This is a genomic window from Ruegeria sp. HKCCE3926 (assembly GCF_017872515.1).
Classification (GTDB): Bacteria; Pseudomonadota; Alphaproteobacteria; order Rhodobacterales; family Rhodobacteraceae; genus Ruegeria.
On record NZ_JAEDOU010000008.1, the window covers coordinates 109,180 to 130,843 of the forward strand.

Annotated in this window: 25 protein-coding genes; 18 read left to right on the forward strand and 7 right to left on the reverse strand. The window is 56.9% G+C overall.

Annotated elements, in window-relative coordinates:
- The first annotated feature begins 309 nt into the window (after positions 1–309).
- The 7 genes from I9184_RS17615 to I9184_RS17645 are packed head-to-tail and all read left to right on the forward strand — an operon-like array spanning position 310 to position 5,732.
- On the forward strand, positions 310–1,014 hold the full coding sequence (locus I9184_RS17615) for a response regulator transcription factor (RefSeq protein ID WP_171169148.1): 705 nt from the start codon (positions 310–312) through the stop codon (positions 1,012–1,014).
- 32 nt (positions 1,015–1,046) lie between these two features.
- Complete coding sequence (locus tag I9184_RS17620; protein ID WP_171724862.1) at positions 1,047–2,765, forward strand: sensor histidine kinase; 1,719 nt, start codon at positions 1,047–1,049, stop codon at positions 2,763–2,765.
- Between the two features lie 4 nt (positions 2,766–2,769).
- Positions 2,770–3,240 (forward strand): HPr kinase/phosphatase C-terminal domain-containing protein, encoded by a 471-nt coding sequence (locus tag I9184_RS17625; protein WP_209835298.1) that lies wholly within the window; start codon positions 2,770–2,772, stop codon positions 3,238–3,240.
- The gene (gene rapZ, locus I9184_RS17630) at positions 3,237–4,118 is read left to right on the forward strand and encodes an RNase adapter RapZ (protein WP_209835299.1); all 882 of its coding nucleotides are present in this window, start codon (positions 3,237–3,239) and stop codon (positions 4,116–4,118) included. Before I9184_RS17625 ends, rapZ begins: the two co-directional genes overlap by 4 nt.
- Positions 4,115–4,507, forward strand: coding sequence for a PTS fructose transporter subunit IIA (locus tag I9184_RS17635; protein ID WP_152457103.1), 393 nt, complete (start codon positions 4,115–4,117; stop codon positions 4,505–4,507). The genes rapZ and I9184_RS17635 overlap by 4 nt, the downstream gene beginning before the upstream one ends.
- A 16-nt stretch (positions 4,508–4,523) precedes the next feature.
- Positions 4,524–4,793 (forward strand): HPr family phosphocarrier protein, encoded by a 270-nt coding sequence (locus tag I9184_RS17640; RefSeq protein WP_152457104.1) that lies wholly within the window; start codon positions 4,524–4,526, stop codon positions 4,791–4,793.
- Positions 4,794–4,832: 39 nt separating this feature from the next.
- Positions 4,833–5,732: a lysophospholipid acyltransferase family protein gene (locus I9184_RS17645; protein ID WP_209835300.1), complete on the forward strand. Its 900-nt coding sequence runs from the start codon at positions 4,833–4,835 to the stop codon at positions 5,730–5,732.
- Between the two features lie 74 nt (positions 5,733–5,806).
- Here the strand turns inward: I9184_RS17645 and I9184_RS17650 are convergent, their stop codons facing one another.
- A complete protein-coding gene (locus I9184_RS17650) occupies positions 5,807–6,682 on the reverse strand; it encodes a 3-hydroxybutyryl-CoA dehydrogenase (protein WP_209835301.1) in 876 nt (291 codons plus the stop codon).
- Between the two features lie 162 nt (positions 6,683–6,844).
- Between I9184_RS17650 and I9184_RS17655 the strand changes: the two genes are divergently transcribed.
- Complete coding sequence (locus tag I9184_RS17655) at positions 6,845–7,648, forward strand: DUF6473 family protein (protein WP_245218197.1); 804 nt, start codon at positions 6,845–6,847, stop codon at positions 7,646–7,648.
- A gap of 50 nt (positions 7,649–7,698) precedes the next feature.
- Here I9184_RS17655 and I9184_RS17660 read toward each other — a convergent pair whose 3' ends face one another.
- The 6 genes from I9184_RS17660 to I9184_RS17685 form a co-directional block, all read right to left on the reverse strand.
- Positions 7,699–8,628, reverse strand: a complete 930-nt coding sequence (locus tag I9184_RS17660; RefSeq protein ID WP_209835302.1) for an FAD-binding protein — start codon at positions 8,626–8,628, stop codon at positions 7,699–7,701.
- Complete coding sequence (locus I9184_RS17665) at positions 8,628–9,386, reverse strand: electron transfer flavoprotein subunit beta/FixA family protein (RefSeq protein ID WP_171637528.1); 759 nt, start codon at positions 9,384–9,386, stop codon at positions 8,628–8,630. Before I9184_RS17665 ends, I9184_RS17660 begins: the two co-directional genes overlap by 1 nt.
- A gap of 191 nt (positions 9,387–9,577) precedes the next feature.
- Positions 9,578–10,150 carry a cob(I)yrinic acid a,c-diamide adenosyltransferase gene (locus tag I9184_RS17670; protein WP_152457109.1) on the reverse strand — a complete coding sequence of 191 codons (573 nt, stop codon included), beginning with the start codon at positions 10,148–10,150 and terminating at the stop codon, positions 9,578–9,580.
- On the reverse strand, positions 10,151–10,354 hold the full coding sequence (locus I9184_RS17675; protein WP_152457110.1) for a twin transmembrane helix small protein: 204 nt from the start codon (positions 10,352–10,354) through the stop codon (positions 10,151–10,153).
- Between the two features lie 78 nt (positions 10,355–10,432).
- Positions 10,433–11,260 carry an SDR family NAD(P)-dependent oxidoreductase gene (locus tag I9184_RS17680; RefSeq protein WP_209835303.1) on the reverse strand — a complete coding sequence of 276 codons (828 nt, stop codon included), beginning with the start codon at positions 11,258–11,260 and terminating at the stop codon, positions 10,433–10,435.
- A gap of 69 nt (positions 11,261–11,329) precedes the next feature.
- Positions 11,330–11,959, reverse strand: coding sequence for an SH3 domain-containing protein (locus I9184_RS17685; protein WP_245218198.1), 630 nt, complete (start codon positions 11,957–11,959; stop codon positions 11,330–11,332).
- 203 nt (positions 11,960–12,162) lie between these two features.
- Between I9184_RS17685 and parC the strand changes: the two genes are divergently transcribed.
- The 10 genes from parC (at position 12,163) to I9184_RS17735 (ending at position 21,609) form a co-directional block, all read left to right on the forward strand.
- Complete coding sequence (gene parC / locus I9184_RS17690) at positions 12,163–14,511, forward strand: DNA topoisomerase IV subunit A (RefSeq protein WP_171724866.1); 2,349 nt, start codon at positions 12,163–12,165, stop codon at positions 14,509–14,511.
- A 96-nt stretch (positions 14,512–14,607) separates the two neighbouring features.
- The gene (locus tag I9184_RS17695; RefSeq protein ID WP_171637519.1) at positions 14,608–15,201 is read left to right on the forward strand and encodes a hypothetical protein; all 594 of its coding nucleotides are present in this window, start codon (positions 14,608–14,610) and stop codon (positions 15,199–15,201) included.
- 112 nt (positions 15,202–15,313) lie between these two features.
- The gene (gene tuf, locus I9184_RS17700) at positions 15,314–16,489 is read left to right on the forward strand and encodes an elongation factor Tu (protein ID WP_171725214.1); all 1,176 of its coding nucleotides are present in this window, start codon (positions 15,314–15,316) and stop codon (positions 16,487–16,489) included.
- Positions 16,490–16,752: 263 nt separating this feature from the next.
- Positions 16,753–16,947, forward strand: coding sequence for a hypothetical protein (locus tag I9184_RS17705; RefSeq protein WP_209835304.1), 195 nt, complete (start codon positions 16,753–16,755; stop codon positions 16,945–16,947).
- A 68-nt stretch (positions 16,948–17,015) separates the two neighbouring features.
- Complete coding sequence (locus I9184_RS17710) at positions 17,016–17,591, forward strand: hypothetical protein (RefSeq protein WP_209835305.1); 576 nt, start codon at positions 17,016–17,018, stop codon at positions 17,589–17,591.
- Positions 17,592–17,767: 176 nt separating this feature from the next.
- Positions 17,768–18,082 (forward strand): 30S ribosomal protein S10, encoded by a 315-nt coding sequence (rpsJ, locus tag I9184_RS17715; RefSeq protein WP_008756422.1) that lies wholly within the window; start codon positions 17,768–17,770, stop codon positions 18,080–18,082.
- A gap of 15 nt (positions 18,083–18,097) precedes the next feature.
- Positions 18,098–18,823: a 50S ribosomal protein L3 gene (rplC, locus tag I9184_RS17720; protein WP_171638102.1), complete on the forward strand. Its 726-nt coding sequence runs from the start codon at positions 18,098–18,100 to the stop codon at positions 18,821–18,823.
- On the forward strand, positions 18,820–19,437 hold the full coding sequence (rplD, locus tag I9184_RS17725) for a 50S ribosomal protein L4 (protein WP_171638100.1): 618 nt from the start codon (positions 18,820–18,822) through the stop codon (positions 19,435–19,437). Before rplC ends, rplD begins: the two co-directional genes overlap by 4 nt.
- Positions 19,434–19,730, forward strand: coding sequence for a 50S ribosomal protein L23 (locus I9184_RS17730; protein ID WP_008757532.1), 297 nt, complete (start codon positions 19,434–19,436; stop codon positions 19,728–19,730). Before rplD ends, I9184_RS17730 begins: the two co-directional genes overlap by 4 nt.
- A 262-nt stretch (positions 19,731–19,992) precedes the next feature.
- On the forward strand, positions 19,993–21,609 hold the full coding sequence (locus I9184_RS17735) for an AIPR family protein (protein ID WP_209835306.1): 1,617 nt from the start codon (positions 19,993–19,995) through the stop codon (positions 21,607–21,609).
- The last annotated feature ends 55 nt before the right edge of the window (positions 21,610–21,664 follow it).

The following is a 21,664-nucleotide window of genomic DNA, read 5'->3' on the forward strand; positions in this document are numbered from 1 at the left end:
GGCCGTTGCGCCTTTGGGGCAGTGAGCCGGGAAAACCGGCGGCTGAGCGCGTCTTATCACGGTCGTTCATGGCATGAACAGGCGGGTTTGACGCAGTTAGCGCAACCAAGTCCGGGTTTAGCGCCATCAGAAATTCAATGTCGGAAAAGCGGGCAGATTTTTGCGGGCATAAAGGCAAATTTGCCGCAGACCTGCCGCAACAAAGGCATGATTCGCAGTTACGGATTGATTCGGCGTCTTAAAACCGCCAACAATGCCTTACAAATAAGCGAATTATTGCGCGAGTGAGCAGGAATAGGGGTGAGCCCGATGTCAAAGATTGCACTTGTGGATGACGATAGAAACATTCTGACGTCTGTATCCATGACCCTCGAAGCCGAAGGTTTCGAGGTTGAAACATATAATGATGGCCAGGCCGCGTTGGATGCGTTCAACAAGAAACTGCCGGACATGGCTGTTCTTGATATTAAGATGCCGCGGATGGACGGCATGGATCTGTTGCAACGGCTGCGTCAGAAGACGCAGATGCCGGTGATCTTTCTGACCTCGAAAGACGATGAGATCGACGAGGTTTTGGGCCTGCGCATGGGCGCGGATGACTATGTAAAGAAACCTTTTTCGCAGCGTCTGCTGGTCGAACGCATTCGGGCCTTGCTGCGCCGGCAAGAGGCGACAAGCGGCGATGCGGTCGCATCCAACAGCAATGACACCAAAGTCATGGAGCGCGGCGACTTGCGGATGGACCCGCTGCGCCATGCGGTCAGCTGGAAAGGTAATGATGTGTCCCTGACCGTGACCGAGTTCCTGCTGCTTCAGGCGCTGGCCCAACGTCCGGGATTCGTCAAAAGCCGCGACCAGCTGATGGATGTCGCCTATGATGATCAGGTCTATGTGGATGACCGGACGATCGACAGCCACATAAAGCGTCTGCGGAAAAAGATGCGCGCGGCTGATCCCGAGTTCTCGGCGATCGAAACCTTGTATGGTATCGGTTACCGTTACAACGAAGAATAGGCGCGGCCGCCTGCAAGAGGTAATGGGGTCTCGTGCGCGACACCGAACAAGCCAGCGAATTGCGCGACGGTGACGTCGTTCTTGGGGATGACTGGGTCATTCCCCAGGACCCCGAGTCAGCGGAGCTAAGGGAAAAGCGATCGCGGAGAAACCTGTTTTCGCTGCGTGGTTCTCCTCTGGCGCGCAAAATCATCACGTTCAACCTGATCGCTCTGGTGATCCTGGTCACTGGGTTGTTGTATCTGGACGACTCGCGAAAAGAGAAGGTTCAGCAGACTGCCCGCAATCTTCTGGGCGATGCGCAACTTGTCAGCAACGTTTTTGAAACCCAGTTGCGTCAGGGCGCACAGCAATCCGGGCAGAATGCCGGGAACCTGGACGTCAAGGATACCCTGTCTGGCCTCACCTTACCCGAAGGGGGCGAGGTTTTTGTTTATGACGCCAGTGGCACGCTGATCGGCTGGACACGTGGTGCCCCGCAAGCCTCTGACATGCCGGTTCTTCTGCAATCCGAGGCCGAGATGCAGACCGGCAGTACGGTGATCAGCGACACGCTGAATGCCGTTTGGACGGGTTTGTCAAACCTGCTGAACTGGTCGACTGACACCGAGGCACCGACGCTGGCGCAGCGTGTTCAGACCATTATTCCACAAGCGATTGCCGGTCAAAGCCAGGTGCAGGCGGTACAAGATGGCGCGGGTGAGACGGTCATCGTGGCTGCGGCACCAGTTCTTTATCAGGATGTACCCGCCGGCGCGGTGGCGATTACCGGCCCAGCTGGTGAAATCGACGCGCTTGCCCGCCGCGAGCAGGAGCGCATTCTTCAGATGTTTGTCGTGGCCCTGCTGGTTTCCGTGGGCCTCAGCCTTGTCCTGGCCTCGACCATTGCGAACCCGCTGGCCGATCTGGCATCCGCGGCAGAGATGGGCAAAGACCGGGGCACGGGTGTCAATCCCGGGCGCATCCGCATTCCCGACCTCAGCGCCCGTCCTGATGAAATCGGACGTCTCAGCCGCGCTTTGCGGGGTATGGTGACCGCGCTCTACAACCGGATCGACGCAAACGAACAGTTTGCCGCCGATGTCGCCCATGAAATCAAAAACCCGCTGGCCAGCCTGCAATCCGCCGTGGGAACGCTGCGGATGGTCAAGCGCGAGGATCAGCGCGACAAGCTGCTGGACGTGATCGAGCATGACGTACGGCGTCTGGACCGGCTGGTCAGCGACATATCAAATGCGTCGCGTCTGGATGCGGAACTGGTCAAGGAAGAAGAGCAGCCCTTTGACCTGCTTAAGCTGCTGGGCAATCTCGGCCAGTATCTGGGTGAAGATGCACGCTCCAAGGGCATCGATTACATTACGGATCTGCCCTCTGAGCCAATTGTGATCAACGGGCTGGAAGCGCGTCTTGCGCAGGTCTTTGTCAATCTGATCACCAACGCCATTTCGTTCTGCGAGGAAAATGACGCAATTCGCGTTTGGGTCCGGCAGCGGGACAACCGCGTGCTGGTGGTTGTCGAAGACACTGGCCCGGGGATTCCCGAACAGGCGCTTACCAAAGTGTTCAAGCGTTTCTACTCGCAGCGTCCGGCGGAACATTTCGGCAATAACTCGGGTCTCGGCTTGGCGATCTCCAAGCAGATTGTCGAAGCGCATGGCGGGGTGATCTGGGCTGAGAACATCCGCCCGACAGAGGCCGATATCACATCGGATCCGCTGGGTGCCCGCTTTGTCGTGGGGTTGCCCGTCTAAATCCATGCATATTGATTCGTTGTCACTCGCGAAAGATCAGGACAGCGCCTGTGTTCATGCCTCCTGCGTTTCGGTTGCCGGACGCGGGCTTTTGATCATCGGTGCGTCCGGCACAGGGAAGTCCGGGCTGGCGTTGCAAATGATGGCGTTCGGCGCGAAACTGGTCGCCGATGACCGAGTCAATCTAGAGATGCAGCAGAATCGGGTGATCGCTTCGGCCGTATCGCAGATCCGCGGTTTGATCGAGGCGCGCCAAATTGGCCTGATCAAAGCCGAACCCAGTGGTCCGGTTCCGCTGGATTACGTGGTGGATCTGGATCAGCCTGAGCCCGAGCGTCTGCCCGACCCTTTGACGGTTTCCGTGCTGAGGCAAACTGTTCCCTTGCTTCGGGGTGAAGGCGTGCCCAACTTGGCTGTAGCGATGATGCAGCTTCTAGGAAATGGGCACGTAAACCCGGAATGGCCGAACACATGACATCGCAAAGACGGATCGTACTTGTCACGGGGCCCTCTGGGGCAGGCAGATCCACAGCCATTCATGTGTTGGAAGATCTGGGCTTTGAAGCCATCGACAATCTGCCGATGGGTCTTTTGTCGCGCTTGCTCGACAGTGCTGACAGCGACCGTCCGATGGCTTTGGGTATAGATGCCCGCAACCGTGATTTTTCGACGATCGGTTTCATAGAATTGGCTGAAAAGCTGGGCCGCTTGGCGCAGGTCGATCTGACGGTTCTGTATCTGGATTGCAGTGATGATGTTCTGGTGCGTAGGTTTTCAGAAACCCGAAGGCGGCATCCCGTCGCCAAGAATGCCAGCCCGGAAACCGGCGTTCAGCGCGAAAAAGAGCTGCTGGCGCCGATACGTGAGATTGCGGATACACTGATCGACACCAGCCTTCTGAACGTGCATCAACTGCGGGAAGAGGTCGAGAACTGGTTCGCCCCGCAAGGCGGGCGGCATCTGGCGGTTTCCATCGAATCCTTTTCTTACAAACGCGGTCTGCCGCGCGGATTGGACATGGTGTTCGATTGCAGATTTCTGGCGAATCCGTACTGGTGCCCGGAATTTCGCGCAGCGGATGGTCGAAACCCTGACGTTGCGCACTATGTGCAGTCAGACGCTAACTACTTACCGTTTTTTGAACGTGTGCTGGACTTGCTGACCCTGTTGCTGCCGGCTTTTCGGGCCGAGGGCAAAGCGCATCTTTCCGTGGCGTTTGGGTGCACAGGGGGCCAGCACAGATCAGTTGCCCTGGCAGAGGCCGTTGCAAAGGCCCTTGCGGAAGACGGGCAGCAGGTGGCAATTAGGCATCGCGAGATGGAACGTCGGTCGTTGAATGTGAGGTCGGATTGATCGGAATTGTGATCGTTGCACATGGTGGGTTGGCTCAGGAATACCTGGCCGCCACACAACACGTGGTCGGACCACAAGCCAGCCTCGTGGCGGTCGCGATCGAGGCTGACCATGATCGGGACGAAAAACAGGCCGAAATCTGCCGTGCCGCGGACGAAGTGGACACCGGAGATGGTGTCGTTGTTGTCACCGACCTCTTTGGCGGAAGCCCCTCGAATCTCAGCCTGCGTGCCTGCGCGCCTCAGGATCGGCGTATTCTGTATGGGGCAAACCTGCCGATGCTGATCAAATTGGCCAAAAGTCGCCACTTGCCCATTGGTGATGCCGTCCGTCAGGCAATGGAGGCTGGACGGAAGTACATCAATGCGCAGAATGTGACATTGGATTAAAAACGGATTATTGAATATGACGAGCCGAAGCCTGAAAATTATCAATGAAAAGGGCCTGCATGCACGCGCCTCGGCAAAGCTGGTTGAGGTTGTCGAGGGGTTTGATGCACATGCCGAGGTGTCAAAAGACGGACTTTCTGCATCGGGCGACAGCATCATGGGCCTTTTGATGTTGGCAGCATCGCGCGGAACAACTATTGACGTCGAGACGTCCGGGCCGGATGCTGAGGCATTGGCAGAAGCTCTGGAAACGCTTGTGAACGACAAGTTCGGAGAGGGGTTCTAAGCCACCCCGCCGGGACAGGAAGAACGGGAAGACCAGGAATTGGCGGAAACGACGCACGAGACCAAGACAAACCCGGTGGTGGATGGGACCACAGATCAGGGTGAGATCTACGACCGTAGAACGCTGACCTATGCGAATTCATTCGACGATGCCTGGACAGCGACCGCCATTCGGGCCATCGAGTGGTGCACAGGCAAGCTGACCATTTTGCGCATGGTCAACAAGTTCGAAAAAAAGAACGAATACTATCGCGGCCAGCGGTTCTGGGGCGGTGCCCTCAAGACTATGGGAATCGACCTGACCACACCGCAGGAACAGATTGACCGCATTCCCAAGACCGGCCCGGTTGTTGTTGTCGCGAACCACCCGCACGGTATGGTCGATGGCATGATTTTGGCAGAACTGATCGGCCGGGTACGCAGCGATTACCGCATCCTGACCCGTTCGGTCCTGACAGGGCTGGACGAAGCGGCCACGTCATTCATGATTCCGGTTCCGTTCCCACATGACCCCGAGGCGCAGGCCAAGATGCTGGAAATGCGCGGCAAAGCCATGGAACATCTTAAAAACGGCGGCGTTGTGGCGCTGTTCCCATCCGGTGTTGTGATGTCCTCGGATGATTGGTTCGGGCCTGCGATCGAGCGGGAATGGAACGTGTTCACCGCCAAGATGATCCGCCGTTCAGGCGCGCGTGTGGTGCCGATTTTCTTTCCGGGCAGCAATTCGCGCTGGTATCAGATCGCCAACCGTGTCTCTGCAATTCTCCGGCAGGGATTGTTGCTGCACGAGATCGTCCGATCCTGCAACAAACCTCAGTCGCCGGTGATCGGCCAACCGATTTCAGACCGCGACATGGAACTACTGGAACGCGACCCGCGCGGTTTCATGGCCTGGCTCAGAAATCACACCATGTCTCTGGGCAAGTCGGAACAGACCTGACCCGCGTCTTCATCTGGCCAAAAATATCCCGGGGGTGAGCCCGGACAAAGTCCGGGCGAGGGGGTTGGCCCCCTTCAGCGTGTCGGTACCGGAACATCACCACGGTAATCATAAAAGCCGCGCTCGGTCTTGCGCCCGAGCCACCCGGCCTCGACATATTTCGTCAGCAGGGGGCATGGGCGGTATTTGGTATCGGCCAACCCGTCATGCAACACGTTCATGATCGCCAGACAGGTATCCAACCCGATGAAGTCCGCCAATTCCAGCGGGCCCATGGGATGATTCGCCCCAAGTTTCATGGACTGGTCGATGGATTGAACGTTCCCCACACCTTCATAGAGTGTGTAGACAGCCTCGTTGATCATGGGCATCAGGATCCGGTTCACGATAAAGGCCGGAAAGTCCTCGGCGCTGGCCGCCGTTTTGCCCAACCGATCCACCACCGCTTTGCAGGCCTTGAAAGTTTCTTCATCCGTGGCGATGCCGCGGATCAATTCCACCAGCTGCATAACAGGGACAGGGTTCATGAAATGAAAACCCATGAACCGTTCGGGCCGATCCGTGCGGCTTGCCAGGCGGGTGATGGAAATCGAGGATGTATTTGACGTCAGAATCGTATGCGGCAGCAGGTGCGGTTGCAGGTCCTCGAAAATCGCCTGCTTGATCGTTTCCCGCTCGGTTGCTGCCTCGATAACCAGATCGGTTTGGCCCAGTTTCGGCAACTCAAGCGTGGTCGTAATCCGTTTCAGTGCAGCCTTCATCGCCTCTTCGGTGATTTTGCCACGCGACGCCTGCCGCGCCAGGTTACCTTCGATTGTGGCAATGGCGTTGTCCAGAGCATCCTGGCTGACATCGTTCAGCAAGACGTCGTATCCCGCCAACGCCATAACATGGGCAATGCCGTTGCCCATTTGCCCCGCGCCAATCACCCCGACCGATTTAACTTCCATGTTCAGCTGCCTTTGCCCTGTAGGATACCGCGACAGTATCGGCAGACCGGGGCAGGCGGCAAGAGGATCAAGGCGGTCAATTTCGCTTCAAATGCGCGCATTAGGAAAATCTCAATACCTAAGGCCGCAAGATGGCACCGGGTGAGAAAACGGGGGCTTGATATGAGCTTTCATCAGACAAACAGCGGCGGGGAGTCTGCCTGCCAATATGCCAACTCGAAACTTTGGTTCCGGGGTCCACCCGGCACGTTGAACCAGCCCTATGTGGCCTGTCTGGGAGGAGAGGAAACTTTCGGCAGATTCGTCGATTACCCGTTTCCTGCCGTGCTTGAGAAGCGATTGGGAAAGCCATGCGTAAACTTCGGCAGCCTGTTTTGCGGAATCGAAGCGTTGTCCACTGATCCGGGGGTGCTGAATCTGGTCAATCAGTCAGACCTGTGCGTGTTGCAGGTGCCCGATCTTCTGCGTCAATCGAACCGGTTTTACCGCGTGCACCCGCGTCGCAACGATCGGTTCCTTGAACCCACCGCGGACTTGCTGGGGCTGTACCCGGATGTTGACTTCACGGAAATCCATTTTGTGCGCCATTTGTTGGAGCAGCTGAGCGCAACAGAAGACGCACGATTTGAAGTCGTAACGCAGGAGCTGCGAGAGGTCTGGATACGCGCCACCGGGGACTTGATAGAACGGATCGAACCCGGCGTGGTTCTGCTTTGGCTGCATGTGCAGCGGCAAACCGGATCGCATGTCGACCATATCGTGCCCGACGCCGCCATGATCGAACAGCTACGCCCGCTATGCGCAGATGTCGTCGAGGTTTCGGTCGCTGTATCTGCGCGATCGGATGCTCTCGAAGACGTAATGTTCGGAACGCTTCAGCAGCCAATTGCGGAACATATGATCGGCCCGTCCGCGCATCGAGAAATTGCCGAACACCTGCTAATCGCCTTGCGGAACCTGAACTGAAAAAGGCCCGCCTGTTGGCGGGCCTTTACAGATCAATCCGGATATCCGGTTCAGCCGAGCTTTTCGGTCAGTTCCGGTACCGCCTGGAACAGGTCTGCGACCAGGCCGAAATCGGCGACCTGGAAGATCGGCGCCTCTTCGTCCTTGTTGATCGCCACGATGACCTTCGAGTCCTTCATGCCGGCCAGGTGCTGGATCGCGCCCGAAATACCGACGGCGACATACAGATCTGGGGCAACAACCTTGCCGGTCTGACCCACCTGCCAGTCGTTCGGCGCATAGCCCGAGTCAACGGCCGCACGCGACGCACCAACCGCAGCGCCCAGCTTGTCAGCCAGGGCTTCGATCAGTTTGAAGTCTTCTTCCGAGCCGACACCGCGGCCGCCCGAAACAACAACGCCGGCCGAGGTCAGCTCTGGACGGTCGCTTTCGGCAACCTTGTCCTCAACCCAGGACGACAGGCCGGGGTTCTCGCCGACCGACACGGTCTCGACCGCGGCCGAACCACCTTCGCCGGCAGCGTCAAAGCTGGCGGTCCGGATGGTGACGACCTTCTTGGCGTCGTTCGACTTCACGGTCTGGATCGCGTTGCCCGCATAGATTGGGCGCTCAAACGTAGAGCCATCGACCACGCCCGAGGCATCCGAGATCACCATCACGTCCAGCAGCGCTGCAACGCGCGGCATCACGTTCTTGGCGTCGGTGGTGGCAGGGGCAACGATGTGCTCATACCCATCGGACAGGCCCACGATCAGGGCTGCGGTCGATTCCGCCAGGCGGTGGCCCAGCGATGCGTCTTCGGCGACCAGAACCTTGGATACGCCGTCGATCTTGGCAGCGGCCTCACCGGCAGCAGCGGCAGACCCGCCTGCGGCCAGAACGGTCACGTCGCCCAGCACTTTCGCGGCGGTCACGGCCTTTGCGGTCGCATCCATCGCCAATTCGCCGTTGTTCACTTCGGCAAGCAGAAGTACAGCCATTACACAGCCCCCGCTTCTTTGAGTTTCTCGACCAGCTCGTCAACCGAGCCCACGATGATGCCCGCCGCGCGCGCCGGCGGCTCTTCGGTCTTGACGATTTCCAGACGCGGGGTGACGTCGACGCCGTAATCGGCGGCGGTTTTCTCGTCCAGCGGCTTTTTCTTCGCCTTCATGATGTTGGGCAGCGAGGCATAGCGCGGCTCGTTCAGACGCAGGTCGACGGTGATGATGGCGGGCATCTTGACGCTGATGGTCTGTAGGCCGCCATCGACCTCGCGAGTGACCTTGGCGGTGTCGCCTTCGATGTCCAGCTCGGACGCGAAGGTGCCCTGGGACCAGCCCAACAGCGCCGACAGCATCTGGCCGGTGGCGTTCATGTCGTTGTCGATCGCCTGCTTGCCTGCCAGAACAATGCCGGGCTGCTCTTCTTCGACCACTTTGGCCAGGATCTTGGCAACGGCCAGAGGCTCGATATCGGTGTGTACATCGTCAGTCGCCACAACCAGGATTGCGCGGTCAGCCCCCATGGCCAGCGCCGTGCGCAGCGTCTCCTGCGCCTGCTTCACGCCGATCGAAACAGCAACGACCTCGTCGGCCTTGCCGGCTTCTTTCAGGCGGATAGCTTCTTCCACCGCAATCTCGTCGAACGGGTTCATCGACATTTTGACATTGGCGAGATCAACACCGCTACCGTCCGCTTTCACGCGGACCTTCACATTGTAGTCAATCACGCGTTTGACAGGCACCAGTACCTTCATTGTAGCGCTTTCTCCTCAAAAAAACGGTAAGCCGCGCAGGCGACTCCACCAATGCTCTCGACCGACTAGATAGCGCCTGCCGCAGTGGCACAACAGAGCAAAATCGTCACGTCATGGCGTCGGGACGTCGCGTTTTGCAATTTTTTTGCCAAGTGGCGAAAGAATATTACCCGCGACTCTGTATTTCGCGATCAGCGGTTCGCGCCCGGAACCCACAACACGTCGTCTTTGCCGTTTGCGTTTGCGCAGCGTGCTGCAACAAAGAACCAGTCGCTGAGACGGTTGAGGTATTTGACCGCCACGTCGTTGACGGGCTCCATATTCGTCAGCTCGACCGCAAGCCGTTCCGCCCGGCGCGAAACGGTCCGGCAGACATGCAGATGTGCTGCCAAGCGCGAGCCACCGGGCAGGATGAAACTGCGCAGAGGTTCCAGCGTCTCGTTCATTGCGTCGATCTCGGCTTCCAGCCGGTCGATCTGGGCAGGCACGATGCGTAGGGGGGGATAATCGGCCTCGGCGTCTTTTTCCATGTCGGGGCGACAGAAGTCGGCACCCAGATCGAACAGGTCATTTTGAATGCGCGACAGCGCGGTTTCGACATCACCTTCGGCCTCGGTCCGTGCCACGCCGACAAAAGCGTTCAGTTCGTCCACGGTGCCATAGGCTGCAACGCGGCCCGAATATTTTGCCACGCGCTCTCCGTTGCCCAGGGCGGTTTTCCCGTCATCGCCAGTGCGTGTGTAGATTTTGTTGAGTACGACCATTTATTGAACTCCCTGTCCGCGCAGATACACGAAAAGCACGATCAGCAACACGGCGATGAACTGAAAGAGAATGCGCAGGCGCATCATCTTGTTGCTTTTCTTGGCCGCTTCCATGCCGCCTTTGCCGAAATTCGCGATGCCTAAGGCCAGCACTACGACAACTGCCGCCATAGCCAGAAGCAGAATGACCATCACAAGGTCCATTTGAAGTCACCGTCCGGTTTTTTTCGATTACCACCCATCTAGCGTCAGGGCGTCGAAAAGCGAACGGGAAATATCGTCTCAGATATCCGAAAGGATTCGATCAGAGGCGTTTGTAGGCAGAATGCGGCGCAGTATCCCGGCGATATATGTCGGAGTGGTCACATAGTAACGTGGTTTGGGGCGTCGGGCCTCGACCGCATGGGCCAGCTTGTCCGTGACGGCAGAGGCGGGCAATTCAAATCGGTCTGGCCCACTGCTTTCATAAAGGCGATTAAGCAGTGAGCCTTCATACTTCTCCCGAATGGCCGAGTTTTCCCAGTCGATGTATTTCTCGAACAATGGGATCGCCTTTTCCCGGAGTTTTGAGGTGATGGGGCCGGGTTCGATCAGGGCGACGTGGATGTCGGTATCCCGAAGTTCCAGCCGCAGCGTGTCGGTCAGCCCTTCGATCGCGTATTTCGTGGCGACATATGCGCCGCGCCACGGGAAGGCGACAAGACCCAGAACCGAGGAACACTGCACAATCCGGCCATGACCCTGTTCCCGCATGACGGGAATGACCTGTCGGGTCAGCTCGTGCCAGCCAAAGACATTGGTCTCAAATATATGGCGCAGGCCATCCGTCGGAACATCCTCAACCGCGCCGGGCAAGCCATGTGCGCCATTGTTGAAAAGGGCATCCAGAGAGCCGCCTGTAGCCTCGAGAACGTGGGACAAACCCAATGTAATGCTCTCTGCATCAGTGTAATCGATTCTGGGGCTTTCAAAGCCTTGTGCGCGTAGGCGATCACAGTCGCGTTGCTGGCGGCAGGATGCAAAAACGCGCCAGCCTCGTGCACGCATCCCGTGTGCTGCGTCCAGACCGATGCCTGACGAGCATCCCGTGATAAGAATCGATTTCTGCATATGCCTTCCGAGCCTAATCCCCGCCCATAGCTATGGCGGGGTTTGCGGCAGGGCAATGACACTTCGATGTCAGTTCGTTGTTTTCCGGACGAGTGATGCCGAAACCCACCCAACCTGTTGCCCCGGCAACACGCGCAGGCGCAACCAGCCGGTACCTGAATCCCCAAATACCTCAACCTGCTGGCCGATCCTGGCTTTGCCGATGATCGGATAGATCGTCCCCGGCCCATCGCGCAGGTTCACGCGGGTTCCCGAAATTTCACGGATATCCTTGGCGGCTTCAACAGGGGCGGGCAGTTCGACCGTTGGCAGCTCGGCGTCGGTGGTGACTTGTTCGAGAGAGGCCAGACCCTGTTCCAGCGACGCAAGGGTCAGAGTGACGTTTTCGTCAGCGAACAGTGAGGGGTTTGCCTTCAGACCAGCCGCGACTTGCGACAACAGCGCTTTGGTTTCTGCTTCGTCCAATTCGGCGACAGGTTCAGTGACCGGTGCGACCGGCGCCGGAGGCTTCACCGCGGCGCGCACGACCAACGTTTCCGCGGGCGCGGGTTCGATAGCTGGTCTTGAAGGTTTCGGGACAATGGCAACACGCTCGGGCTCCGCTGTGCGGACCCCGCGCGGCTCAAAGTCCGGACCTCCGCTCATCACGTAAAAAGCCCAGCCGAGTGCGGCGAAAGTAACAAGTACAAGGCGCGTCATGGCGCATCCCCCAATTCAATCGTAACAACAAAAAAGGCAGCAATCATTCAATTGTTGGAATGGTAGCATAATAGAAGGGCAGAGTCGAAAATTCGGGGAAAACACCGACTTGCCTCCCCCTGTTGCAAAAAGCCCGACTTGTCCCCAGTAAAATACGCGTTGCTTGCTTTACCAAGGCGTTCTTGCGTCGTATCACATCATATATGAACGATACGATCGACGACCCCAACATGGAGGCCCCCGACCACGGGGGTGAGGTTGCAGAACCGCTGCGCCGCGCGATAGGCGAGCGTTACCTGACCTATGCGCTGTCCACAATCATGCACCGCGCCCTGCCGGACGCGCGGGACGGATTGAAGCCGGTGCACCGGCGAATCCTCTTTGCGATGAGAGAGCTGCGACTCAGCGCAACCGGAGGTTTTCGCAAATCCGCCAAGATTTCCGGCGACGTGATGGGTAATTACCACCCGCATGGCGACGCCGCGATTTACGACGCAATGGCGCGCCTGGCGCAGGACTTCAACGTGCGTTACCCGCTGGTCGACGGGCAGGGGAATTTCGGGAATATCGACGGCGACAATCCGGCGGCCTCGCGATATACCGAGGCGCGGATGACCATCGTGGCCGAGGCGCTGCTGGAAGGTCTGAACGAAGACGCCGTGGATTTCCGCGACAACTATGATGGCACGCTGACCGAACCTGTGGTGCTGCCTGCGCAGTTTCCGAATCTTTTGGCAAACGGCGCCAGCGGTATCGCCGTCGGCATGGCCACGAACATCCCGCCGCACAACATCTCGGAGCTTTGCGACGCCTGCCTGCACCTGATCAAAACACCGGACGCGCGGGACGACACGTTGCTGAACTATGTCCCCGGCCCGGATTTTCCGACCGGTGGCGTGATCGTCGAACCGCCCGAGAACATCGCGCAAGCCTATCGCACCGGGCGCGGCTCGTTCCGACTGCGCTGCAAGTTCGAGGTCGAGGATCTGGGCCGTGGCCAGTGGCAGATCGTGGTCACCGAGATTCCCTATCAGGTTCAGAAATCCAAGCTGATCGAAAAGATCGCGGAACTGATCCAGACCAAGAAAATCCCGATCCTCGCAGATGTGCGCGACGAATCCGCCGACGATATCCGTCTGATCCTCGAGCCACGCTCCAAGAACGTGGACCCCGAGGTGCTGATGGGCATGTTATACCGCAACTCGGACCTCGAGGTGCGGTTCAGCCTGAACATGAACGTGCTGATCGATGGGGTGACGCCCAAGGTCTGTTCGATGAAGGAAGTTTTGCGAGCCTTCCTCGATCACCGGCAAGAGGTGCTGCTGCGCCGCTCGCGTCACCGCATGGCCAAGATCGACCACCGGTTGGAAGTGCTCGAAGGCTTTATCGTCGCCTTCCTGAACCTCGACCGTGTGATCGACATCATCCGTTATGACGACGACCCCAAGGCCGCGCTGATGCGCGAGGATTGGGGCATCGACCACGTTCGCGCCACCGACGAATCTGACTACGTCACGCCTAAGCCGGGCGAGGGCGAGCTGTCGGAAGTTCAGGTCGACGCCATCCTCAATATGCGCCTGCGCTCCTTGCGCCGTCTGGAAGAGATGGAGCTGGTTCGCGAACGCGACGCGCTGATGGAAGAACGCGCCAATCTCGAAGATCTGCTGGCCGACCCCGCCCTGCAATGGGCCAAGATTGCCGAGCAATTGAAAGAGACGAAAAAGACCTTTGGCAAAGATTATGAAGGCGGTGCGCGCCGCACCCGGTTTGCCGAGGCGGGGCAGGTCGAGGAAGTTCCGCTTGAGGCGATGATCGACAAGGAACCGATCACGGTCGTCTGCTCGCAGATGGGCTGGATTCGCGCCATGACCGGCCATATCGACCTGAAGCGAGAGTTGAAGTTCAAGGACGGCGACGGCCCGCGTTTCATCTTCCACGCGGAAACGACCGACCGGTTGCTGGTCTTTGCCTCGAATGGCCGATTCTATACTGTCAGCGCAGCCAACCTGCCTGGCGGGCGCGGCATGGGCGAGCCCTTGCGCCTGATGGTGGATTTGCCCAACGAGGCGCAGATCATCGACATCCTGATCCACAAGCCGGGGCGCAAGCTGCTGGTGGCCTCGGACGCGGGCAACGGCTTTATGGTGCCGGAAGATGACGTGCTGGCGCAGACGCGCAACGGCAAACAAGTGCTGAACGTCAAGGGTGATGAGACGGCCATGATCTGTAAGCCTGTGGAAGGCGATCATGTCGCTGTCGTGTCCCAAAACGGCAAATTCCTGGTCTTCCCCACGGAAGAACTGCCAGAGATGGGTCGCGGCAAGGGCGTGCGTTTGCAGAAATACAATATGGCGCGGGGCCGTCAGGGAACGCTTGAACTGGATGGGGGCTTGTCCGACATCACGACGTTCAACTGGGAAGACGGTCTCAAATGGTCCATGGGCGGCGACAAGACCCGACATGAGGCGGATATGACGCAATGGCTGGCAAAACGCGCCAGTGTCGGGAAAAAACCGCCCTATGGCTTCCCGCGCGACTATAAGTTTTCGTAATCGCGCTGCTGCGCGGGTGAATTTCCGCCGATGCGGCTTTGCACAACCCGTATCGGTGCGCTAGATCAACAAAAAACAGGCCTATCGAGACGACACATGTTGCGCATTCTGACGCTGATCACCGGACTGGCCCTGATGGCCGCTTGCACACAGACACAGGTGTATGAGCCGCCTGAATCCCTCGGAGAATTTAAGCTTCGTGTGAATTATGCCTTTGCGGACAAGGCCGTTCAGGGACCTGTATCGCGGGACGCCACACCTGACGAATGGACAAAAGCGATCCAGAACGCGGTTGATATTCGTTTGGGGCGTTACGAAGGCTCACAGGAATATGACCTTGGCATCAGCCTCGAGGGTTACATGCTGGCCCCGCCGGGGATCCCTGTGATCTACAACCCAAAAAGCACTGCGATTGTGTTGGTCAACGTCTATGACGTGAAGAAAAAAGAGTTTCTGGCCAAGGGTAAGCAATTCCAGGTGCTGGAAGACACCACCGGCGGAAGTGCCCTCAAAGGATCGGGGCATGAGCGCACAAAAGAAGAACAGATGAGCGGTCTGGCCCTCAAGATAGCCGACCGTGTCGAGGAATGGCTGGCTGAAGAGCACAAGGAAAACGGCTGGTTTGACAAACGGCCGGACCTTATCCAGCCGTTGGAATCTGTCGAGGTCACGCAAAATCCGGCAGGATAAGCGCTTTTCCCTCAGGATGTGCTTGATTTTCCCCTTTGAACCAAATATCTCGCGCGCGCAGATGTAACCACGGGACCAAGGGTCCCCCAAATCGCAAAAGGGCGCCTGAGGAATGGCAAAGGAAAAGTTTGAGCGTACAAAACCGCACGTCAACATCGGCACGATTGGCCACGTTGACCACGGCAAGACCACGCTGACCGCAGCAATCACCAAGTATTTCGGTGACTTCAAAGCGTATGACCAGATCGACGGTGCGCCGGAAGAGAAAGCGCGCGGCATCACCATCTCGACCGCCCACGTGGAATACGAGACCGACAACCGCCACTATGCGCACGTCGACTGCCCCGGCCACGCTGACTACGTCAAGAACATGATCACCGGTGCGGCGCAGATGGACGGCGCGATCCTGGTTGTGAACGCCGCTGACGGCCCGATGCCGCAGACCCGCGAGCACATCCTGCTGGGCCGCCAGGTTGGCATCCCGAAGATGGTCGTGTTCATGAACAAAGTTGACCAGGTCGACGACGAAGAGCTGCTGGAACTGGTTGAGATGGAAGTTCGCGAACTGCTGTCCAGCTACGAATACCCTGGCGACGATATTCCGATCATTGCAGGTTCGGCTCTGGCCGCGATGGAAGGCAACAACCCGGAAATCGGCGAAGCGAAGATCCGCGAACTGATGGCGGCTGTTGATGACTACATCGACACCCCTGAGCGTGAAGTCGACAAGCCGTTCCTGATGCCGGTTGAAGACGTATTCTCGATCTCGGGCCGTGGTACCGTTGTGACCGGCCGTGTCGAGCGTGGCGTGATCAATGTTGGCGACGAGATCGAAATCGTCGGCATCCGCGACACTCAGAAAACCACCTGTACCGGTGTTGAAATGTTCCGCAAGCTGCTGGATCGCGGTGAAGCGGGCGACAACATCGGCGCCCTGCTGCGCGGTATCGACCGTGACGGCGTTGAGCGTGGCCAGGTTCTGTGTAAGCCGGGTTCGGTGACACCGCACACCAAGTTCGAAGCCGAAGCCTATATCCTGACCAAGGAAGAAGGCGGCCGTCACACCCCGTTCTTCGCAAACTACCGTCCGCAGTTCTACTTCCGGACCACTGACGTGACCGGCACCGTGACCCTGGCGGCTGGCACCGAGATGGTTATGCCTGGCGACAACGTCGGCTTCACCGTCGAGCTGATCGCTCCGATCGCGATGGAAGACGGCCTGCGCTTCGCCATCCGCGAAGGCGGCCGCACCGTCGGCGCCGGCGTCGTGTCGAAAATCATCGAGTAAGTCGGCTTTGCCGACTGGTGGGCGGCAGTTGCTCTGAAAGAGCAATGAGAGCCCACACCATCGAACTAAAGAAGGCCGCTCCAACACAGGGGCGGCCTTTTTCGTTTATCGGTTTGAGATGGGGTTACTTTGAGTTCATAAATTTGACAGAACTCGTGCAAGCGTCAATCAAATTGAATTTGGATCTTAATATCGAATTAGTTGAATGACGACATTTTGAATGACAGAAACATCGGTGCGAATGAGCAGAGAGAAGGTACACAATGGAAGCAATACTTACTCTGCTGTTCCTTGCTTTCATACTCTGGGTGATCTGGCAATTGTTTGCGCTGGTGGGTGATATGGCAGAGCGGCGGGGGCAAGATCGACTGCTTTGGCAAGTGGCAGCACTTTTTATCAACCCGTTTGGAGCAATTGTCTTGCTTTGGCTTTTCGTTTCTGTCCGAGAAAATCCCTAGGCGTTCTGTCCCGTCACTGGTGGATCAGATTTAGATTGGTGGCGACCTATAGGTTTTAGAGTTAAAAGATGCCGAAATTTACATTCGATACAAATTGTTTGATCGACGTGGAGTTGAGCCGAGACGGTAGTCTTTCGATAATGGAAATAGTTGCCGCTCACAGAGAAGGGCATTGTGACGCAGCTTTTGTCGCCGTTAGTGCCTCGGAAAGACAAGAGGGTGACTCCTACTTGAATTCGTATCGAGAATTTGAGGAGAGGCTGGCCAAATCAGGATTCAACGATATACCGCACATTTTGGGTATGGCGTACTTTGACATCAGCTATTTTGATCACGCGCTGATTGCAGGTGCTGATATGGTTGAAAGGGAGCGACAGTTTCACGAGGCATTGTTTGCAAATATCGATTTCAAGTCGTCGGAGTACATTGAAAGGGTGTCTCCATGTTCTGATGATATGTTGAACAAGTATCGTAAGAAATGGCGCAATGCTTGGTGTGATAGACAAATGATCTGGGCGCATGAACACCACAAGCGAGATGTATTCGTCACAAGTGACAAGAACTTCGACAAAAAGCTCTCAGGAAAGCTCGGATTTGAGCACTTGAAGATATGCTCACCAGATGAGGCCGCTGCTATGCTCTGATAAGCAGGTGAGCGTTCCATTTCCCCCTTGCCAAACCCCCTCAACCCCACTAATACGCGCGAGTTCTCAACAAGAACGTCAAGGCGGGGTGATTCCCGCCTTTTGGGTTCGATGAGGGTTGGCGATGCGCGTCTGTCCTCCTCTCAACTCCAACGCCTGAATAAAAGGCTGTTAATATGCAAAGCCAAAACATCCGTATTCGGCTGAAGGCATTTGACTATCGCGTTCTGGATGCCAGCACGCAAGAGATCGTCAACACTGCCAAGCGGACCGGCGCGAACGTGCGCGGCCCGATCCCGCTGCCGAACAAGATCGAGAAGTTCACGGTTCTCCGTGGCCCTCACGTTGACAAGAAATCCCGCGACCAGTTCGAGATCCGCACGCACAAGCGTCTGCTCGACATCGTTGATCCGACCCCCCAGACCGTTGACGCGCTGATGAAGCTCGACCTCGCTGCTGGTGTGGACGTCGAGATCAAGTTGCAGTCGTAATCGGAGGGTATGAGAATGCGCTCTGGTATTATCGCAAAAAAAGTTGGCATGACCCGCCTGTTCATGGAAGACGGCAAGCAGATCCCTGTGACCGTTCTTCACCTGGACAACCTGCAGGTCGTTGCACAGCGGACCGCTGAAAAAGACGGCTACACCGCCGTTCAGCTGGGCGCCGGTGCTGCCAAGGCAAAACGCACCTCGAAAGCCATGCGCGGTCACTATGCCGCTGCCAAGGTCGAGCCCAAGCGTAAGCTGGCTGAGTTCCGCGTCTCCGAAGATGGCCTGATCGAAGTGGGCGCCGAAATCTCGGCAGAACACTTCCTGGCTGGTCAGAAGGTTGACGTTTCGGGTACCTCGATCGGTAAAGGCTTTGCCGGTGCAATGAAGCGCCACAACTTCGGTGGTCTGCGCGCCTCGCACGGTGTTTCGATCAGCCACCGTTCGCACGGTTCGACCGGTCAGTGTCAGGACCCGGGCAAGGTGTTCAAAGGCAAGAAGATGGCCGGTCACATGGGTGCTGCCCGTGTTACCACCCAGAACCTCGAGGTTGTCAAAACCGACGCCGACCGTGGTCTGGTCTTCATCAAAGGCGCCGTTCCCGGACCGAAATCGGGCTGGGTCACCGTCAAGGACGCCGTAAAGAAGAAAGCACCGGAAGGCCTGCCTTTCCCGGCTGCTGTGAAATCGGCTGCAACCGAAGCACCTGCGGAAGAAGTATCCGCGGAAGGTGGTGAAGCATGAAACTTGATGTAATCAAACTGGACGGCGGCAAGGCCGGCGACATCGAGCTGGATGCAGACCTGTTCGGCCTCGAGCCGCGCGCGGACATCCTGCACCGTGTGGTCCGTTGGCAGCGCAACAACGCGCAGGCCGGCACCCACAAGGTCAAGACCCGCTCGGAAACCAGCTACTCGACCAAGAAGATCTATCGCCAGAAGGGCACCGGTGGCGCACGCCATGGTGACCGTAACGCACCGATCTTCCGCAAGGGTGGTATCTACAAGGGCCCGACCCCGCGTTCGCACGGCCACGACCTGCCGAAGAAGTTCCGCAAGCTTGGCCTGCGCCACGCTCTGTCGGCCAAAGCCAAAGCAGGTGAACTGGTTGTGATCGAGAACGCCGAAGCCGAAGGCAAGACCGCCGCACTGGCCAAACAGGTTGCAAACCTGGGCTGGAAACGCGCTCTGGTCATCGACGGCGCGACCGTGAACGAAGGTTTCCTGAAGGCGTCGCGCAACATCGAAGGTCTGGATATCCTGCCGTCGATGGGTGCAAACGTTTATGACATCCTCAAGCGTGACACCCTGGTGCTCACCAAAGCGGCTGTCGAAGCACTGGAGGCTCGTCTGAAATGAGCGCGAAGGCAGAACACTACGACGTGATCCGCAAGCCGATCATCACCGAAAAGTCGACCATGGCGTCCGAAAACGGCGCGGTTGTCTTTGAAGTGGCGATCGACAGCAACAAGCCGCAGATCAAAGAGGCCGTCGAGGCGCTGTTTGGTGTGAAGGTCAAAGCGGTGAACACCACCGTGACCAAAGGCAAGGTCAAGCGGTTCCGCGGCCAGCTGGGCCGTCGGAAAGACGTCAAAAAAGCATATGTGACCCTGGAAGAGGGTAACACCATCGACGTGTCCACCGGTCTCTGATCGGACCCGTCTTTGGAGAGAGATAAAGGCCCCCGCGAAAGCGGGGGTTTTTTGTTGGGCTGATATTGAAGCCCAAAACCAACTTGATAATGGACGGGGTTGTGCTGTCGAAGCTATAGCACAACCTATCGTCATTGCTCTTCGTTTCGCATTCTGAGAATAGAAGAGCAATCTCATGTTGATAGGTTGATATATGTCCGCGAACGCAAAACAAATTCTGGGCGATATTGTAGATCAATGAAGGCAAGAAAGTTTGCCCGAAATGTCTATTCAAGACTATTTTGAGGTATTTGCTGCCGAGCAAATTACCAAAGGCTTCTCGCTTACATTTGAGGAACTTGAAAACGGTATCGTCGATGGCGAGCACGACGGTGGCATTGATGCAGTCTATGTTTTCGTTAACGGTGATTTGGTAAGAGAGGACTCCGACTTTAACGTCTATAAAAAGAACATAGAAATTGAACTTGTAGTCATTCAAAGCAAAACAGCTGGTGGATTTTCGGAAGATCCGATAAATCGATTGAAATCATCACTTGCCCGTCTTCTAGACCTGACGTCAGACTACGACCAACTTCCGCAATATAGCGCGACTGTTAAAGAGGCGCTGGAGTTGTTCCGCACAACTTATCGCAGGCTGGCGGCGAGGTTCCCTCGCCTGAGCATCCGAATGATCTATGCCGCGATGAACGCCGACAGCGAAGTTCATACGAATCTCGGATTAAAGCGAGATGAGATTGTCGCTGAAGTGCAGGCAATGTTCGAGGAAGCCTCAATCGACTTTTCGTTCCTCGGAGCGCGTGAGCTACTGGCTCTTGCACGGCAGCAGCCCAACCAGTCTTTTGAACTGAAGTTTGTCAAAGCAGTGCCGGACGACAATGGCTACGTCGTATTGTCGCTTTTGAAAGACTACAACCGATTTTTGAGAAACGATGGGGCAAACGTACGTCACGATTTGTTCGATGCAAACGTCCGTGACTACCAGGGTTCAACGGAAGTAAACTCTGAGATAAGTCATACTCTAGAAGGGCCGAAAGATGTGGACTTCTGGTGGTTGAACAACGGTGTAACGATACTTGCCAGCCAAGCCACCCAAGCGGGAAGCGGTGTGACAATCGAGAATCCACAGATTGTAAACGGACTGCAAACCAGCTCTCAAATTGCCAAGTACTTTGACGAGGGTGGTGAAGATGATGACAGGATGGTGATGGTTAAGATCGTCGCCTCGGAGGATGAAGCGGTTCGAGACCAGATTATCAAAGCTACAAACAGCCAGAATGCTGTTCCTCCGGCTTCATTGAGAGCTACAGACAAGGTTCAAAGAGACATTGAGCATGCGCTTAAGATGGGTGGTTACTATTATGACCGCCGAAAAAACTACTACAAAAACCAAGGGCGGCCAGCCGCCAAGATCGTGAGTATTCCGCTTTTGGCGCAGACTATGATGTCTCTGCTTCGCGCAGAGCCGGACAATGCGCGGGCAAGACCTTCATCTCTGATCAAAGATGACGCGGTGTATGGATCGTTGTTTTCCGAGGCATATCCTATCGATTGCTATTTGGTGGCGTCGGACTTGATCAAGCGGCTTGAAGTAGCCTTAAAAGCCAGAGCGACGTTTACTGCTGCAGACCGAAACAACTTGAGATTCTATTGCCTGTTTTGGGTTGCTGGTTGGGTTGCCAAATCTTCCTCATTATCTGCGACCAAAGTCGCCGAACTGAAGGATAAAGTCACCGGTGCCGATATTGAGCAGGCCATAGACAGGGTGGCGACGGAATTTCAAGCTGCGGGCGGCACAGACAAAGTTGCAAAGGGGTCTGATTTTAAGGACCATTTGATCAGTAGGCTGGCAGAAGAAATAAAAGCTCATTTTACTAGCTAGACACCCACCGCCAACCCAGTTTCACGCACCCAATCTTGCGGCCTCGGATTCGTTC